Source organism: Pseudomonas sp. MF6776 (genome assembly GCF_016613125.1).
Taxonomy (GTDB): domain Bacteria; phylum Pseudomonadota; class Gammaproteobacteria; order Pseudomonadales; family Pseudomonadaceae; genus Aquipseudomonas; species Aquipseudomonas iridis.
This window is the reverse complement of sequence record NZ_JAENSQ010000004.1, coordinates 38918-55793: the sequence shown is the minus strand read 5'-3', so window position 1 is coordinate 55793 and position 16876 is coordinate 38918. Positions and strand designations below refer to the sequence as shown.

The window sequence follows — 16876 nt, the reverse complement described above, 5'->3', positions numbered from 1 at the left end:
CCGCCGGTCATTCTGAAAGATCGGATGAGTCGATCGACATGACTGATCCTTCCGTTTCTGTGGAAATGGATGTCGACTCGGACGGCGTCGGAACTCGCTCTGTTTGTCGCTCTGCCAGTGCGGCATTTCTTCTGAGTCGATAACGTTCCACGCGTTGCTCACTTTGCGCGGATAGCGGATTAGCGCTGAAATCGAACTCGGTAGTGCTGGCGTTCCAGAAATTTTCCGGTAACTCGACAATCGCATTGTTGGAGAAATTGACGTACTCCAGGCGCTGCACGGGGAGCGTGAGCGGTGGTTCGCTGATGCCGGTGTTGCTCAGATCCAGCCAGGACAACTGCTCCAGGCGGCCGAGTTCAGGGGTGAGGCCTAGCGGGTTGTCTCTTAGAATCAGCGTGTTGAGATTGCTCCTCGTGGCCAGCACCTCAACGCTGGCCGGGGTCAGCGTGATGTGGCAGCCCGACAGTCTCAATGCTGTGAGTTTTTCCATGGACGTCACGACTGTTGCAATGTCGTTGAGCTGATAACCCTGAATCGCCAGCTTCTCTGCGTTAGGAAACAGCTTCAGAAACTCACCGAGACGCGACGGCGCGCCAGACCCGTTCAACAGGAAGACAGTGCGCACATGCGCGAAGTCTGCTGTAGGTGTGGGCAGGTCCCCCCTCACAGGGGCGTTGAAGTTGAATTCGAATTCGTTGTGCCCCTGTGCAACGATGCGGCGCCAGCAGTTTTCCAGGGTTTGCTTGAGCGACTGTCTGTTGGCCTGTTCCTCTCTCAGAGCGTCGCCCGTCAGTGGGCTGCGGTTGGCCGGATCCAGCGGTGTCTCATTGGCCCATAAATCGAGCTCGTTTGTCAGCGTGGCAAGCTCAGTGGTGCGGCGTACCAGTTCGGCATGACCATCAGCTAGCGTGCCGGGCAAACTGTAGACAAGTTCGTTGATTTGGCTGTCAGTCAAACTTGGGTAAAGCGTAAGGGCCAGTTCCCTGTCCGTGGCTTCGACCGGCACGCTGAATGTGTAGCCGCTGGTTTGGTAGCAGACTTTGATGCGTTCCCGCGCAGCTGCCGAGATCGGGTTGTCATGCAAGTCGATAATCTGGGCGACGTCGGCGGGGAGGTTGAGCAGTTCATCGGACAGTTCGCTGATGTTGTTCTCAGAGAGCATTACGTCCTCCAGAAGGGGCTGGCTGGAGAGTCCGGGCGGTACACGGTCGATCGAGGTTTTGGAGAGATCCAGAAATATCATTTCGGTCAGCGCCGAGACGTCTGGCGCTTCGACCAATGGGTTGTTGTGAAGATCCAGTGCCCTGAGTCGCGACAGTGAAGAGAGCGCAGCTTGCCCCTCGGCATCGAAGATGACGCCGCAACTACTCAGCACCAGCGATCTGAGCGTAGGCATTCGATTGAGCACCGGGGGAATCCGCCCCAAAGCGAATGTGCGCAGCTCCAAAGCCTGTAGCCTGCTGAAGCCGCTCAGAAAGCCATCAGACACTGTCAGCGCATCGTTGCCCAGCAAAGAGAGCTGGGCGACATGACTGAAATCAGCAGTCAGTGTCGGCATGTCGCCGATAAACCTGAGTTCGGCAGCGAAGATATTGGAGCGTACTTCAGTTTTTTCGACATGTCGGCTGCGCCAGAAAGTCTGCAACTCTCGACTGAAATTCGTCCGGGCAAAATGCTGGCTGGCTCTTTCGACCGCATCGATGAAACGACCCGTGCTCGGGTCGCGTGGGGGAATGCGTTCGGCCCACTCGGCGAGGTCGCTGATCATCGTCGCTATCTCGGCTTCCCAACGCAGCAGTTGAGCGCTGCCAGCCGCCAGCGAGCCGGGCAGGGAATAGATCATGTTGACGGCGCCTTTGGACTTCAGTGCTGGAAACAGTACCTTGGCTTTGGCGATATCGGCCGTATCGGGGAGCACTCCGAAATTGTTGAGGGCGTGGTAATGCCCCTTGATTCGATTGCGACTGGTCGCAGACAGCGGATTGCCCGCCAGGTTGATGCCATCGGCAAGGTCGGGAACAACCTCAAAAAAGGAGTCGGGCAGATCGACGATCCCGTTACCATCAAGCCTGACATCGCGCAGGTTGGGATGGTCAGCGAGACCTTCCGGCAAGCTGGAAATACCGGTATTGGAAAGGCGAAGATCATTGAGCAGCGGCATTGTCTCAACGTTAGGCGCGCCCCCCAGCGGGTTGTTGCGCAGATCAAGCAGCTCAAGTTCACTCAATGATTCCAGAACGCTCTGCCCGTCGGCTGTCAACGTAACGCCGCAGTTAATCAGCGACAGCTCCCTGAGCTCTTTCAGGCGAGTGAGGTTGTCTGGCATTTGACCCAGCGCGAAATCGCGCATTTCCACCACTTGCGCGTAGGGGAAGAGCTCTAGAAAACCACCGACTTCGGTGATGCCCGGATTGCCGGTGAAATCCACCGTCAAAACGTGACTGAAGTCGACCGTCAGCCTTGGCATATCTCCCGAAAAAGCTAGGTTCGCTTCAAAGAAGTCGTTACGCGTGTCGGTGCCGTCCGAGCGGCTTTCCCAGAGTCGTAAAATCTGCTCGCGAAAGTCCTCTCGCGCCCGGAAGTCATTGAGAAAATCCATGGGCGGGCGAGCTTCGCCGGTCACCGGGTGATGCGTCGAGCCTTGGGTAGTCCACGCAGAGAGATCCGCCCTCAGGGTTTCGCGCTCCGCTTGCCAGTGTTGCAATTGAATCCTGCCCTCTGCCAGGGTGCCGGGCAGGGAGTAGATCATGTTGCTCGCATCCTGCGCGTCGAGTGACGGAAACAGCTCTCTGGCGAGTTCGACATCGGCGGTGTCTGCTGACACTTCGAAGTCATGACTGGTCTTGCGGAAGTAGGTTTTTATCCGGTTACGCGATTCGGTTGAAAGCGGGTTCTCAGCAAAGTCGAATCCTCGTGTATGGTCCAGCGGTAGCTTGAACAGCGCTTCTGGCAACTGCGTGATGAAGTTGTCGCGCAGAACCGCGATGTGCAGTTCGGGAAGATCGAGCAGCCTGGGCGGGAGTTCGTTGATGCCGGTCAGGGACAGATCGATGCTCCTGAGCATGGGCAAAAGATTCAAATCAAACAGGGAGCCTAATGGGTTGTCGCTCAGCTCCAGGATCTCGATCTGATTCATCTTCACCAAGGCTGCCTGGTTTTCAGGCGTGAGTACGAAGCCGCAGCTCTTGAGCTCCAGTGCGCAGAGCCGGGGCAGGTCGAGGGTTGGCAGAAGACCCGGCTCCAGATCAAAAAAACGCAGTTCCAGAATGGTCAGACTCTTGAACCGTTGCAGGAACGGTGACAACGCCGTAATGCTCTTGTTGCCGTTAAACGTCAATCGGGTCACATGGCTGAAGTCTGCGCTGAGCACGGGCATGTCCCCCATGAACTCGAGGGTCGCCACCAGATGGCTGTCTCTGGCGCCGGGCTGGCGAGGCGACCTGTTGCGCCAGAAGTGCTCCATCTTTTCGGCGAAGTCCTCCCTCGCCAGATGCTCACTTACCTGTTCGTTGTGATTCAAGCGTTGGCCACTGGAAGCCGAGTGCTCCGGGATCCGGGTTTTCCATTGAGCAAGATCAGTGCGTAACTGCGTGACCTCTGCCTCCCAGTTGGCGAGTTGGCTTCGGCCTTCGGCCAGTGAGCCGGGCAACTTGTAGAGCAGGTCATTCGCTTGCTCAGCGCTCAGTGCTGGAAACAGTTCGGTGGCGCGATGAATATCCGCCTGCTCGATCGTCACCCCGAAATTTCTCTGCGTTCGGTTGAAGAGGGTCTTGACCGACTCCCGAGTGGCGGCGGATAGCGGGTTGTTGGTAAAGCTCAGCTGCCCGGTCAAATAGTGCGATGACGTCAGCAACTCTTCGGGGATTTCAGTGATCTGGTTGTCGTCGAACTTGCCGGTAAACAGGTTTGGATGGTCGAGCAATCCCGGGGGCGTGGTGGAGATGCCGGTATTGTCGAGGTTGAGGTAGTGCAACGCAGGCAGGGTGCTGATGTCGGGCGGCACGCCCAGCGGGTTGTCTTGCAAATCAAGGATCGAAAGCTGTTCCATGGGTGGGAAGCCAGCGGAGTCCGCGGTCGAAAGCCTTATGCCGCAGTTGCGCAGCGCCAGATGCTGCAGGTTTGGCATGTTGGCAAAGCTCTGCGGTAAATCGGGCACGTTCAGGTCATGCATGTCGAGGTAGCGCAGGGACGGGAAATACTGCAGAAAACGCTCAACACCGCGTGTACCGGCGCTGCCCTTGAAGGACAGCATGGTGACATGGCTGAAATCGGCATGCAGCGTCGGCAGTTCTCCCGCCACCGGCTCCAGAATCTGCAGCATGTAGGTGTCGGCCCCTCCTGGTTCTCTACGCCAGCAACCCTCTACGGCTTTTTTGAACAGCGCACGGTTCTGCGCGGCGGCCCGGCGCTGGATGTCCGTCAGTGCTACCCCGGTGTCCGGGTCATTCACAGGCGCCTCGTTCTTCCAGCGCCGCAGATCATCCTTGAGTTGGCTGAATTCCGTCCGCAAGCGCGACAGTTCATTGCTCAGCCCGGCTCGATCATGCTGAAACCGGGTTGCGAATGCCCGTGCATCTTCAGGGGTAAAGGTCGGAAAAATCGCCCGTACCCGTTCTACATCCGTTGCTGCGGCATCCGGCGCGCCGAAGGAATAAGCCGCATTAATCCCGGCGCCGCCACCACGGCCACCGCGCCCCACAAGCCGCAGCGTGTCCACGGTCGGTTCCGGGATCGGCGCAGGAGAAATCGCGAGGCGCAACTCGCTTCGCTCCATTGGCCGTTTGCGGATCGCTGTCTTGAGGTTGTCGCCCTGACCGATCTGGATACTCAGGTTTTGGCGTTCGCTATCGGGCAGGGCGTAGAGAATGCCGGAGTACAAGTCGGTCGCTGAATGCAGTTCCTGACCTCGCTCGTCATAGGGTTGATAAGTGCCGTCGCTTTGCCGCACCAGGACTTTTTGAACGGGCGCCTCCACGCTTCCGGTGCTGCCGACTAATCGTCCTTCGTAATGCCCGTCACGAATCTCCAGTCGCACCTCACCGCTCCAGCCGGGCAGACGTTTAAGGCTGTGCAGTGCCAGGGTGTCGGTATCCGGACTGTTGACCGAGTCCAGCTCCAGCCCCTCGTAAGCGCGGGTGACACGCAGCTCCTGATTGGCCAGTTGCATGAGCGCCTGTTGGCGCGGGGGCAACTGACCTTCGCTGATCTGCACCAGCTCTTCTCCGGTCGCGGTGCCGAGCAGTTCGCGCGTGACGCTGGCGGGCAATCCTGAATCGTGTTGTGCGAGCAGGTTGGCCAGCGGATCGTCATTGCGCTGAAGGGCGTCGTAGCGGGATTCGAAGATTGAAGTTCGCTGCTGTGTGGCGATCTCTGCCAGCTGCTGTCTCAACTTCTGGCTTCGCACATCCAGCGCCAGCGTCGGACCGGCGAACGACTCGCCGAGCAGGGCCTTGGCTTGCTGCTCATCGAAGGAGGAGAGCAGGGTCTTGAGCAGGTCGCCGTCCTTGAGGCTGCCTTGGGCAAGGGTTGTCAGCGGCAGGCTCTCATCGCTGGACGACTGCCAGACGAGTTCGCCCTCAGGGTCGAGCAGGCGCAAGCGCTGGCCCTTCGGCCAACGACCCTGTTCGGTCAACAGTTGTAACTGCAAAACAGGATCGGCGCGCAAATACGCCTCGGGCGATTCGCTGTGTAAATCATCGGCAAAGCGTTGCAGGTCCTGATCGATCCTGAAGCGCTGGATGCTGTCCGCCAGCAGCGGCGGAACAATTTCCTGATCGACGTGCATGGTGCGCAGCACTTCTTCGTCGAGGCCGCTGACCTGCAGGATCGTTTCTCGTTGGGCGGCTGAAAACGACTCGACCGAATGGCCGATGCGGCGCAGCGCCGTCGGTCTGTCCCACGTCAGTGGTTGTTCGATTTCGCTGTGCCAGGCGCCTTCGCCGTTATGGCGAACCCAGGGTTGATAGGCGTCGGCCTGGGTCGGGTGGGCAATCCGGTATTCACCGGCATCGGGTGTTTCGCTCACGGCAAAATGCGCGTCATCAAGGGGCAGCAGTTGACGGCCCTCATGTGCGTGCAGGCCCAGTTCATTCGGTGCGGAATTTGCCGCGGGAGACGCTGTGTGCTCGTACCGTGCCAGGTTCGGCTCCCAGTATTTGGTCTGGCCGCCGGGCATTTGCACAGGTTTGAAACGGTCGATGAACTCGACGATTTCCGTGGGCAGGACTTTGCGGAACTCACCGGCGCCAATCGCCCCGCCGATGGCGAAAATGCCTAACTGCACCAGTGATTCGAGGGTGCCCATCAGGTAGGTGAACGCTTCGGTGGTTCGGCCTTGCGCCCAGGCAATGATCCCCTCGAACACTTCGTCGAGCAGTTGATAAGCCATGTAAGCCATCATCAGTTCGCCGAGGCCGGGCACGAATGGCGCGATGATGAACGCGACCGTCTGCAGGATCGTCGAGACAATGTTGACGACCGAGTCCCAGAACGCCCAGCGCACTTTCTGATCAACCGTTGCCGTGGGCACTGCGATGATCGCCGCATCATTGAGGATCTTGTTCAACTTGCTCTGGTAGAGGTGCTGCCACAGTGGAGCGTTGATCGGCGTGACGGTCAGTTGCAGTTTGGGCTGCTCAAGTGGGGTCTCGCGCCAGGGCGGCTCGCTGCTGCCGGCGACCGGTTCGTGCCATTTTATCCCGCTCAGGCGTGCGTTCAGCGTGGCGAAGAACACGCCGCGCTGTTCGAGATTGACGAACCGGCTGAAGAATTTCTGGTAATCACTGGAGCGCAGTTGTCGCGTCAGTTCGGTGTACATCTCGGCGGGCGAGGCATATTCCTTGACCGGATGCTCCGGGTCATCCGGTATGTAGGCCACAACGCGCGCCGACGTTCGCGGCTCGAGCAACTCGGGCGCAAAGACGACGATGCCGGTCAGGGGCGTTTCCAGCATCGACAGGTCCTGGCATTTCAATGCTGGCCGATCACCTGGCGCAGCCGGTGCTGCATCGAGCAGTGCTTCGATCCGCAGGAAATAGTCCTCGCTGATGTCACCGCTCATCCGTGCCCATTGCAGCGCGGCCTGCATCGCGGCCTTCTGGCTCGCGTCGATTTTGTGTCGCAGCACCGCCGCTGCAACGGGATGGGTGGAGCCAAGGGCTTCCCGCAGGTAGGTCTGGTATCGGGCGCCGATATCCAGCTCGCGGCACAGTTTGGTGAACGCCACGATGCTCAGCCTGGCCTTGAGCGAGGGCAGGGTTTCAAACTGCCCTCTGGCGTCGGGTTGGGTGATGAAGGTCGACTCGGGTTCGTAGGCGTCGTCTTCGGTCTCGGCGAGTTCGAAGTTGTGCAGTGCGGCATCCAGCAACGAGACCGTCCAGGCGCGCGCCCCGGTTTTGATTGGGAACCACGGCGTCTTCGCGGGAATATAAAGGCGCACGAACGTGGTCCTGACATCTACATCCAGATCGAATTTCTCCTTCAGCTCTGCCTTGAGCAGCGGTTCGGCGAAGGCGCTGGCGTCCTGCAGGTGTTCAAGGCGTTTCTCAACATCGTTTTGCGCGCGCCAATGCGTGGCGTTCAGCGCCATGAGGGCTTGATGCCTGACGTCCGGTTGCGTCTTCAGTTTTGGCGGCAGGAAAGGAGCCTGGCGCCCAAAGGCTTGACGCCTGGCGGCCGAAGCGGTGCCGAGCCAGTCAGGGATGCCTGCTATGAGCGGGTGGAAGTGGGCGTCATGTATGTCGTCATAGGGTGGTTTGGGGAGCTTGGCAGATTGCCGATCTGGGATTGGGTGCATAGGGACCGTTCCTTGGTCTGGAAAGGCCCCAGCAAATCAGAGTCATGCGATGGCGGTGCGGTACATATATATACCGCTGGCACCGGGTTGAATTGATATCCTCACGGGCCTGCCGCAAATCGGCGGCGGCAGTTTAAACTGCGCCTTTGCGACGTTATTTGTCGCATTGCCGTAAACCCGGAAAAATCCGGGGTTGGCGCTATAAGAAGTTGTCGCCTGGCGGCAAGGCCGGGCCGATAACTGTCCTTACAATCCCCCCATCGCTCGCCAGTTTCCGGCGGGTGGCCCTCATCAGGAGACTCCGATGTCCGTTGAGCACGCTGCGGTACAACGCGCCGATTTCGACCAGGTTATGGTTCCCAACTACGCGCCTGCCGCTTTCATTCCGGTGCGTGGCGCCGGTTCCCGCGTCTGGGATCAGGCCGGCCGCGAGCTGATCGACTTCGCCGGCGGTATCGCCGTCAACGTATTGGGTCATGCGCATCCGGCGCTGGTCGGTGCCTTGACCGAGCAAGCGAACAAGCTGTGGCACGTTTCCAACGTGTTCACTAACGAGCCAGCCCTGCGCCTGGCGCACAAGCTGATCGACGCCACGTTCGCCGAGCGCGTGTTCTTCTGCAACTCCGGCGCTGAAGCCAACGAGGCCGCGTTCAAGCTGGCCCGTCGTGTTGCATTCGACCGTTTTGGCAGCGAGAAATACGAAATCATTGCTGCGCTGAACAGCTTCCACGGCCGTACCCTGTTCACCGTCAACGTCGGTGGCCAGTCGAAGTACTCCGACGGTTTCGGTCCGAAAATCACCGGTATTACCCACGTTCCGTACAACGATCTGGCTGCCCTCAAAGCCGCCGTTTCCGACAAGACCTGTGCGGTCGTGCTGGAACCGATTCAGGGCGAGGGCGGCGTGCTGCCGGCCGAGTTGGCTTATCTGCAAGGTGCGCGCGAGTTGTGCGATGCGAATGACGCGCTGCTGGTGTTCGACGAAGTGCAAACCGGCATGGGCCGTAGCGGCAAGCTGTTCGCCTACCAGCATTACGGCGTGACCCCGGACATCCTGACCAGCGCCAAGAGCCTGGGCGGCGGTTTCCCGATCGCAGCGATGTTGACCACCGAAGCGTTGGCCAAACATCTGGTCGTCGGCACCCACGGCACCACTTACGGCGGCAACCCGCTGGCGTGCGCGGTGGCAGAAGCGGTGATCGACGTGATCAACACCCCTGAGGTGCTGAACGGCGTCAATGCCAAGCACGACAAGTTCAAGACCCGTCTGCAGCAGATCGGCGAGAAGTACGGCCTGTTCACTCAGGTGCGTGGCCTCGGTCTGTTGATCGGTTGCGTGCTGAGCGATGCCTGGAAAGGCAAGGCCAAGGACATCTTCAACGCCGCTGAACAAGAAGGCCTGATGATTCTGCAAGCCGGCCCGGACGTGATCCGTTTCGCCCCGAGTCTGGTGGTGGAAGATGCCGATATCGATGCCGGTCTCGACCGCTTTGAACGTGCCGCAGCGAAGTTGACGCAAGCCTGATAGACCCTTCGGCGCCCGAACTTCTCGGGCGTCGATCAAAATTTTTGATACCGGGCGAATTCCATTGTGGGAGCGAGCCTGCTCGCGAAGAGGGCGTGTCAGTCAACATTTTTGCTGACAGATAGACCGCTTTCGCGAGCAGGCTCGCTCCCACAATATCCGGTGTTTTTTTCAGTAAATTTTAAGAGAAAGGAGTGACACCATGCTGGTGATGCGCCCCGCGCAAATGGCTGATCTGGGCGAGGTACAGCGTCTGGCTGCGGACAGCCCGATTGGTGTCACTTCCTTGCCGGATGACGTGGAACGTCTGAGCGACAAGATCGCGGCGAGCGAAGCCTCGTTCTCTGCCGAAGTGAGCTTCAACGGTGAAGAGAGTTACTTCTTCGTTCTCGAAGACACCGCCACCGGCAAACTGGTCGGCTGCTCGGCCATCGTTGCTTCGGCCGGTTATTCGGAACCGTTCTACAGCTTTCGCAACGAAACCTTCGTCCACGCTTCCCGCGAGCTGAAGATTCACAACAAGATCCACGTGCTTTCGCAGTGCCACGACCTGACCGGTAACAGCTTGCTGACCAGTTTTTACGTGCAGCGCGAGTTGGTCGGGTCGCCGTGGTCGGAGCTCAACTCCCGTGGTCGCTTGCTGTTCGTTGCCAGCCACCCGGAGCGTTTCGCCGATTCGGTGGTGACCGAGATCGTCGGTTACAGCGATGAGAATGGCGACTCGCCATTCTGGGATGCCATCGGTCGCAACTTCTTCGACCTCAACTACGCTGCGGCTGAACGCCTGTGTGGCCTGAAAAGCCGTACGTTCCTCGCCGAACTGATGCCGCATTACCCGATCTACGTGCCGCTGCTGCCGGATTCCGCCCAAGAGGCGATGGGCCAGGTGCACCCGCGTGCGCAGATCACCTTCGACATCCTGATGCGCGAAGGCTTCGAGACCGATCACTACATCGACATCTTCGACGGTGGCCCGACCCTGCATGCGCGCGTTTCGGGGATCCGTTCGATCGCCCAGAGCCGCGTCGTGCCGGTAAAGATCGGCGAGCCGGTCAAAGGTGCCGGGCGTCAGTATCTGGTGGCTAACGCGCAGCTGCAGGATTACCGCGCCGTGTTGCTCGAGCTGGATTACGCGCCGGGCAAACCGGTGACTCTGGATCTGGAAGCGGCCGAAGCCCTGGGCGTCGGTGAAGGTGCCAGCGTGCGCCTGGTGGCGGTTTAACGCCTTAGCGAGTTTTACGGGTGGCCGCAGGCGGCCCGTTTGAGGAGATAGCATGATTGTTCGTCCCGTACGCAGCAGCGATTTAGACGCGCTGATCGACCTGGCCCGCAGCACCGGCACCGGCCTGACCACGTTGCCGGCCAACGAAGAGCGCCTGACCCACCGGGTTGGCTGGGCCGAGAAGACCTTTCGCGGCGAAGCCGGCCGTGGCGATGCGGACTACCTGTTCGTGCTCGAAGACGACGACGGTCGCGTGGTGGGGATTTCCGCCATTGCCGGCGCGGTCGGTCTGCGTGAGCCCTGGTACAACTTCCGTGTCGGCCTGACCGTCAGCGCTTCGCAAGAGCTGAACATCTATCGCGAGATTCCGACGCTGTTCCTGGCCAACGACCTGACCGGCAATTCCGAGCTGTGCTCGCTGTTCCTGCACGCCGATTACCGCAACGGCCTCAACGGTCGCATGCTGTCCAAGGCGCGGATGCTGTTCATCGCCGAGTTCCCGGAGCTGTTCGGTAACAAGATCATTGCCGAGATGCGCGGCGTGTCCGATGAAGCCGGCCGTTCGCCGTTCTGGGAAAGCCTGGGGCGTCACTTCTTCAAGATGGAATTCAGCCAGGCCGATTACCTCACCGGTGTCGGCAACAAGGCATTCATTGCTGAACTGATGCCGAAATTCCCTCTGTACACCTGCTTCCTGTCGGAAGACGCGCGCAGTGTGATCGGCCAGGTTCACCCGGACACCGAACCGGCGCTGGCGATGCTCAAGAGCGAAGGCTTCAGCTACCAGGGTTACGTCGACATCTTCGACGCCGGCCCGGGGATTGAATGCGAGACCAGCAAGATCCGCGCGGTGCGTGACAGCGAAGCGTTGGTGCTGGCCATTGGTACGCCGGGCGATGACGCTACGCCGTTCATCATCCATAACCGCAAACGCGAAGATTGCCGCATCACTGCCGCGCCGGCCCGTTTGGCTGCCGGCACGCTGGTGGTCGATTCGCAGACTGCCAAACGTCTTCAACTTAACGCAGGCGACCAGGTTCGCGCCGTGGCGTTGTCCGCTGCTCGGGAGTCGAAATAATGAATTCGCTATACATCGCAGGTGAGTGGCTGGCCGGTCAGGGCGAAGCCTTTCAATCGCTGAACCCGGTGACCCAGCAAGTGCTGTGGTCGGGGGAGGGCGCTACCGCCGCTCAGGTTGAGTCGGCGGTGCAGGCTGCGCGTCAGGCGTTTCCGGGTTGGGCGCGTCGTACGCTGGAGGAGCGCATCAGCGTTCTTGAAGCCTTTGCCGCCGCGCTGAAAAACCACGCTGACGAACTGGCTCGCACCATCGGTGAAGAGACCGGCAAACCGTTGTGGGAAGCCGCGACCGAAGTCACCAGCATGGTCAACAAGATCGCGATTTCGGTGCAGAGCTACCGCGAACGCACAGGCGAGAAGAGCGGCCCATTGGGCGACGCCACCGCCGTGTTGCGCCACAAGCCGCACGGCGTGGTGGCGGTGTTCGGCCCCTACAACTTCCCGGGTCACTTGCCGAACGGCCACATCGTGCCGGCGCTGCTGGCCGGTAACAGCGTGCTGTTCAAGCCAAGCGAATTGACGCCGAAAGTCGCCGAGCTGACGGTCAAGTGCTGGATCGAAGCCGGCCTGCCCGCAGGCGTGTTGAACCTGCTGCAAGGCGCTCGCGAAACCGGCATCGCGCTGGCCGCGAATGCCGGTATCGACGGTCTGTTCTTCACCGGTTCGAGCCGTACCGGCAATCATCTGCACCAGCAATTTGCCGGACGTCCGGACAAGATTCTGGCTCTGGAAATGGGTGGCAACAATCCGCTGGTGGTCGATCAGGTTGCTGATCTGGATGCGGCGGTTTACACGATCATTCAGTCGGCGTTCATTTCTGCCGGCCAGCGCTGCACCTGCGCCCGTCGTCTGCTGGTGCCGCAAGGCGCGTGGGGCGACAGCCTGCTCAAGCGACTGGTTGAAGTGAGTGCGACCATTGAAGTCGGTGCATTCGATCAGCAACCAGCGCCTTTCATGGGTTCGGTGATTTCCTTGGGTGCTGCGAAAGCGCTGATGGATGCTCAAGAACATTTGCTGGCCAACGGTGCCGTATCGCTGCTGGAAATGACTCAGCCGCAAGCGCAAGCCGCACTGCTGACGCCGGGCATTGTTGATGTGACCGCGGTTGCCGAGCGTCCGGACGAAGAACTGTTCGGCCCGTTGCTGCAAGTGATTCGTTACGCCGATTTCGCAGCGGCAATCAGCGAAGCAAACGACACCGCTTACGGCTTGGCCGCAGGTTTGTTGTCGGATTCTGAAGATCGGTATCAGCAGTTCTGGCTGGAAAGCCGTGCCGGTATCGTCAACTGGAACAAGCAACTGACGGGCGCTGCGAGCAGCGCACCGTTCGGCGGTGTGGGTGCCTCTGGCAACCATCGCGCCAGCGCCTACTACGCGGCAGATTATTGCGCGTACCCGGTGGCGTCGCTGGAAACGCCGAGCCTGGTGATGCCTGCCACCCTGACACCCGGCGTGAAGATGGCGTGATGCCTATTCGCGAGCAGGCTCGCTCCCACATTGGAATGCATTTCCCTGTGGGAGCGAGCCTGCTCGCGAAGGCCGCGCCTCGGTCGCACTGAACAGTTAGTTACTGAAGCCTATAACAACAGATTCTCGTGGAGCCTCGCTGATGAAATCCTATGAAGTCAATTTTGACGGTCTAGTGGGGCCGACTCATAACTACGGCGGTCTGTCCTACGGCAACGTCGCGTCCCAGAGCAACAGCCAGCAATCCTCGAACCCGAAGGAAGCCGCGCTGCAAGGTCTGGCAAAAATGAAAGCGTTGATGGAAATGGGCTTTCAGCAAGGCGTACTGGCACCGCAGGAACGTCCGGACGTGGCCGCACTGCGCCGTCTGGGTTTCAGTGGCACCGACGCTCAGGTGATCGAGCGTGCCGCCAAAGAAGCGATGCCGCTGCTGGTTGCCAGTTGCTCGGCATCGAGCATGTGGGTGGCCAACGCCGCCACCGTCAGCCCGAGCGCCGATACCGCTGACGGTCGTGTGCATTTCACCGCCGCCAACCTCAACTGCAAGTACCACCGCAGCATCGAGCACCCGACCACCAGCCGCGTACTCGGCGCGATGTTCGCCAATCAGCAGCACTTCGCCCATCACGCGGCGCTGCCGGCAGTGGCGCAGTTCGGTGACGAAGGCGCGGCCAACCACACGCGTTTCTGCCGTGAATACGGTGAAGCCGGTGTCGAGTTTTTCGTGTTCGGTCGCAGTGCCTTCGACAACCGCTACCCGGCGCCGCAGAAGTACCCGGCGCGCCAGACTCTGGAAGCGTCGCAAGCTGTTGCGCGTCTGCACGGTCTGCGTGACGAAGGCGTGGTTTACGCGCAGCAGAATCCTGGCGTGATCGATCAGGGCGTTTTCCATAACGACGTGATTGCGGTGGGTAACGGCGAAGCACTGTTCTATCACGAGGACGCGTTCCTCGACACCGAGCAGATGCTGGCCGAGTTGCAAGGCAAGCTCGCCAGGGTCGGCGGCAATTTCCAGTCGATCTGTGTGCCGCGTTCGGCGGTAACCGTGGATGACGCGGTGCGTTCGTACCTGTTCAACAGTCAGCTGCTGTCGCGTCCTGATGGCTCGATGCTGTTGATCGTGCCGCAAGAGTGCCAGGCCAACGAGCGCGTGTGGAATTACCTGCAAGGCCTGACCAGCTCCGGCGGCCTGATCCGCGAAGTGAAGGTGTTCGACCTCAAGCAGAGCATGCAGAACGGCGGTGGCCCGGCGTGCCTGCGACTGCGCGTCGCGCTCAACGAAACCGAACTGGCGGCGGTCAACCCAGGGGTTATCATGACGGCCCCGTTGTACGGTTCGTTGACCGCATGGGTTGAAAAGCACTACCGCGACCGCCTGAGCGAAACTGATCTGGCGGACCCGCAATTGCTGCTTGAATGCCGGACGGCACTGGATGAACTGACGCAAATCCTTAAACTGGGCGCGGTTTATCCATTCCAGATCAATTGATGGCCGGCGCGTCGCCTGAACGCGGCGCGCGGCTTGTCTTCACAAGAGAGTAAAAACATGAGCGATTCCCTGCGGCTGATCCTTGAAGACACCGACGGCAAGCAACTGGAAACTTCCTGCACCCGCGTCGCGGTCATGTGGCAAGGCAAAGAGCTGTGGATCCAGCAGGACGGCCGAGGCCAGCTGTTGATCGGCGTAGACGTCGAAGAAGGCGATGCCGAGTACGCCAACCTGCTGTTGCGCCCATTGGCGACTAATCTGGTAAGTCTGCAACTGGAAATGGAACCGGCCGAAGTCGGCGACGACGAAGATCACGTGCACGGCCCGGATTGCAACCACGACCACTAAGGAAACCGCTCTATGCTCGCTCTCGGCAAACTGCTTGAACTGACCCTCGCCGGCCGCGAACCGGCGGAGAAGACTCAACTGACTGTCGAAGGCGTGCGCATGCGCTGGTTGAGCGAGGGCGCGCTGGAAGTCCGGCCTCCCGAAGCTCGCGACAATGGCCTGGATCTGCTGCTCTCGGCAGGCATCCATGGCAACGAAACAGCGCCGATCGAGTTGCTTGATCGGCTGCTGCATGACATCGCTCGCGGCGATCTGAAGCCGCGCGCACGCATTCTGTTCCTGTTCGGCAACCCCGAGGCGATTCGCAAAGGCGAGCGCTTTATCGAACAGGACGTCAATCGGCTGTTCAACGGCCGTCACGAGCAAAGCAGCGGCAGCGAAGCGCTGCGTGCCTGTGAGCTGGAGCGGTTGGCGGCGGTTTTCTTCAGTCAGCCGGATCGCCAGCGTTTGCACTACGACCTGCACACAGCGATTCGTGGCTCGAAGATCGAGCAGTTCGCCTTGTATCCGTGGAAGGAAGGTCGCCAGCATTCACGTCTCGAACTGGCGCGTCTGCGCGCGGCCGGGATGGAGGCGGTGTTGCTGCAAAACAAGCCATCGATCGTGTTCAGCTCGTACACCTACGACAAGCTCGGTGCCGAGTCTTTCACGCTGGAACTGGGCAAGGCGCGGCCGTTCGGGCAGAACGACGGGGTCAACGTATCGTTGCTGGAAACGCGTCTGAAACAGATCATCGAAGGCAACGAACCGGAGCAGACCACGCAAGAATTGGACGGTTTGCAGTTGTTTAGCGTGTCGCGGGAAATCATCAAGCACAGCGACGCGTTCCGCCTGAACCTGCCGGCGGACGTTGAAAACTTTTCGGAGCTGGAAGTGGGTTATGTACTGGCTGAGGATCTGGCCAATACCCGCTGGATCATCGAAGAGCCGGGCGCGCGGATCATCTTTCCCAATCCCAAGGTCAAGAACGGCTTGCGCGCTGGCATCCTGATCGTCCCGGCCACTGACGAAAACCTCGCCTGATAACGATCTCTAAATCAGCACAAACCGATGTGGGAGCGAGCCTGCTCGCGAAAGCGATCCATCAGTCAATTAATCGTTGGCTGACAGTCCGTCTTCGCGAGCAGGCTCGCTCCCACATTTGATTTCAGTGAGGACCGACGTTACACCGCCAGAGCGCGCGGCTCGCTACGGCGCAGCGCACGAACCTTTTGCAGTGTATCCGCACACGTCTTCGCCGCTTCCTGACCCTTGTGCACAAAGTGCTCGAAGAAGAACTTCTGATGTTCTTCGCCGGCATGGAAGTGGTGCGGGGTGAGAGACACCGAGAACACCGGCACTTCGGTTTCCAGCTGAACCTGCATCAGGCCGCTGACGACCGACTGGGCGACGAACTCATGACGATAGATCCCGCCGTCCACCACCAGGGCTGCCGCAACGATACCGGCATAGCGACCGGTTTTGGCCAGCAGCTTGGCGTGCAGGGGCATTTCAAAGGCACCGCCGACTTCAAAGAAGTCGATGTCCGATTCCTGATACCCCTGGGCAAGCATTTCGGTGACAAAGCCTTTACGGCTCTGGTCAACGATTTCCTTGTGCCAGCAGGCCTGGATGAACGCGACGCGCTCGCCGTGAGGGTGTTTGCTTTTGCTGTCGATAGCGGTGGGTTGCATGTTCTGACTCCTGTTTGTGTGAAAAACAGGGCGTTATGAATCGAAAGGGATTCAAGGGTGCGCACGCTGGCACGAATGCACGCGGACGGCCCTCTGGCGTTAATCCCGTTCTCTCTTCATCCGGACTATGACCGTCGGCCCCGGGATCACACCGGGTCTGCTGACCTTGCCGTCGACCACCGGTCAAAACCGTGTTCGTCGCCAAGCGCTCGCGGGCTATGCGCATTGCGCGCAATTACCGCCGGTGGGGAATTGCACCCCGCCCTGAGAACGTTTTTGC

Annotated in this window: 9 protein-coding genes and 1 riboswitch; of the genes, 7 read left to right on the top strand and 2 right to left on the bottom strand. The window is 59.9% G+C overall.

Annotation, left to right across the window (positions count from 1 at the left end; all coding sequences use genetic code 11):
• Positions 1 to 7: 7 nt before the first annotated feature.
• Positions 8 to 7795 carry a leucine-rich repeat domain-containing protein gene (locus JJD74_RS05700; protein ID WP_200612129.1) on the bottom strand — a complete coding sequence of 2596 codons (7788 nt, stop codon included), beginning with the start codon at positions 7793 to 7795 and terminating at the stop codon, positions 8 to 10.
• 304 nt (positions 7796 to 8099) lie between these two features.
• On the opposite strand from JJD74_RS05700, the gene JJD74_RS05695 reads away from it, so the two are divergent.
• The 7 genes from JJD74_RS05695 to astE all read left to right on the top strand — a co-directional run bounded on the left by JJD74_RS05695 (position 8100) and on the right by astE (position 15946).
• Positions 8100 to 9320 (top strand): aspartate aminotransferase family protein, encoded by a 1221-nt coding sequence (locus tag JJD74_RS05695; protein WP_047302712.1) that lies wholly within the window; start codon positions 8100 to 8102, stop codon positions 9318 to 9320.
• Positions 9321 to 9522: 202 nt separating this feature from the next.
• The gene (gene aruF / locus JJD74_RS05690) at positions 9523 to 10542 is read left to right on the top strand and encodes an arginine/ornithine succinyltransferase subunit alpha (protein WP_042560545.1); all 1020 of its coding nucleotides are present in this window, start codon (positions 9523 to 9525) and stop codon (positions 10540 to 10542) included.
• A 52-nt stretch (positions 10543 to 10594) separates the two neighbouring features.
• Positions 10595 to 11620, top strand: a complete 1026-nt coding sequence (gene astA, locus JJD74_RS05685; protein WP_042560544.1) for an arginine N-succinyltransferase — start codon at positions 10595 to 10597, stop codon at positions 11618 to 11620.
• Positions 11617 to 13086, top strand: a complete 1470-nt coding sequence (astD, locus tag JJD74_RS05680; RefSeq protein WP_200612504.1) for a succinylglutamate-semialdehyde dehydrogenase — start codon at positions 11617 to 11619, stop codon at positions 13084 to 13086. Before astA ends, astD begins: the two co-directional genes overlap by 4 nt.
• A gap of 142 nt (positions 13087 to 13228) precedes the next feature.
• Positions 13229 to 14575: an N-succinylarginine dihydrolase gene (gene astB / locus JJD74_RS05675; protein ID WP_042560542.1), complete on the top strand. Its 1347-nt coding sequence runs from the start codon at positions 13229 to 13231 to the stop codon at positions 14573 to 14575.
• 57 nt (positions 14576 to 14632) lie between these two features.
• Positions 14633 to 14923 carry a topoisomerase II gene (locus JJD74_RS05670; protein WP_200612112.1) on the top strand — a complete coding sequence of 97 codons (291 nt, stop codon included), beginning with the start codon at positions 14633 to 14635 and terminating at the stop codon, positions 14921 to 14923.
• Positions 14924 to 14935: 12 nt separating this feature from the next.
• Positions 14936 to 15946 carry a succinylglutamate desuccinylase gene (gene astE / locus JJD74_RS05665; RefSeq protein ID WP_047302694.1) on the top strand — a complete coding sequence of 337 codons (1011 nt, stop codon included), beginning with the start codon at positions 14936 to 14938 and terminating at the stop codon, positions 15944 to 15946.
• Between the two features lie 140 nt (positions 15947 to 16086).
• Here the strand turns inward: astE and JJD74_RS05660 are convergent, their stop codons facing one another.
• A complete protein-coding gene (locus tag JJD74_RS05660; protein ID WP_115146184.1) occupies positions 16087 to 16596 on the bottom strand; it encodes a 6,7-dimethyl-8-ribityllumazine synthase in 510 nt (169 codons plus the stop codon).
• A gap of 103 nt (positions 16597 to 16699) precedes the next feature.
• Positions 16700 to 16872: riboswitch (FMN riboswitch) on the bottom strand.
• Positions 16873 to 16876 lie beyond the last annotated feature (4 nt).

Coding starts and splice junctions, on each gene's coding strand:
- aruF (WP_042560545.1), top strand. CDS start 9,523: ATGCTGGTGATGCGCCCCGCGCAAATGGCTGATCTGGGCGAGGTACAG.
- JJD74_RS05695 (WP_047302712.1), top strand. CDS start 8,100: ATGTCCGTTGAGCACGCTGCGGTACAACGCGCCGATTTCGACCAGGTT.
- astB (WP_042560542.1), top strand. CDS start 13,229: ATGAAATCCTATGAAGTCAATTTTGACGGTCTAGTGGGGCCGACTCAT.
- JJD74_RS05660 (WP_115146184.1), bottom strand. CDS start 16,596: ATGCAACCCACCGCTATCGACAGCAAAAGCAAACACCCTCACGGCGAG.
- astA (WP_042560544.1), top strand. CDS start 10,595: ATGATTGTTCGTCCCGTACGCAGCAGCGATTTAGACGCGCTGATCGAC.
- JJD74_RS05700 (WP_200612129.1), bottom strand. CDS start 7,795: ATGCACCCAATCCCAGATCGGCAATCTGCCAAGCTCCCCAAACCACCC.
- astE (WP_047302694.1), top strand. CDS start 14,936: ATGCTCGCTCTCGGCAAACTGCTTGAACTGACCCTCGCCGGCCGCGAA.
- JJD74_RS05670 (WP_200612112.1), top strand. CDS start 14,633: ATGAGCGATTCCCTGCGGCTGATCCTTGAAGACACCGACGGCAAGCAA.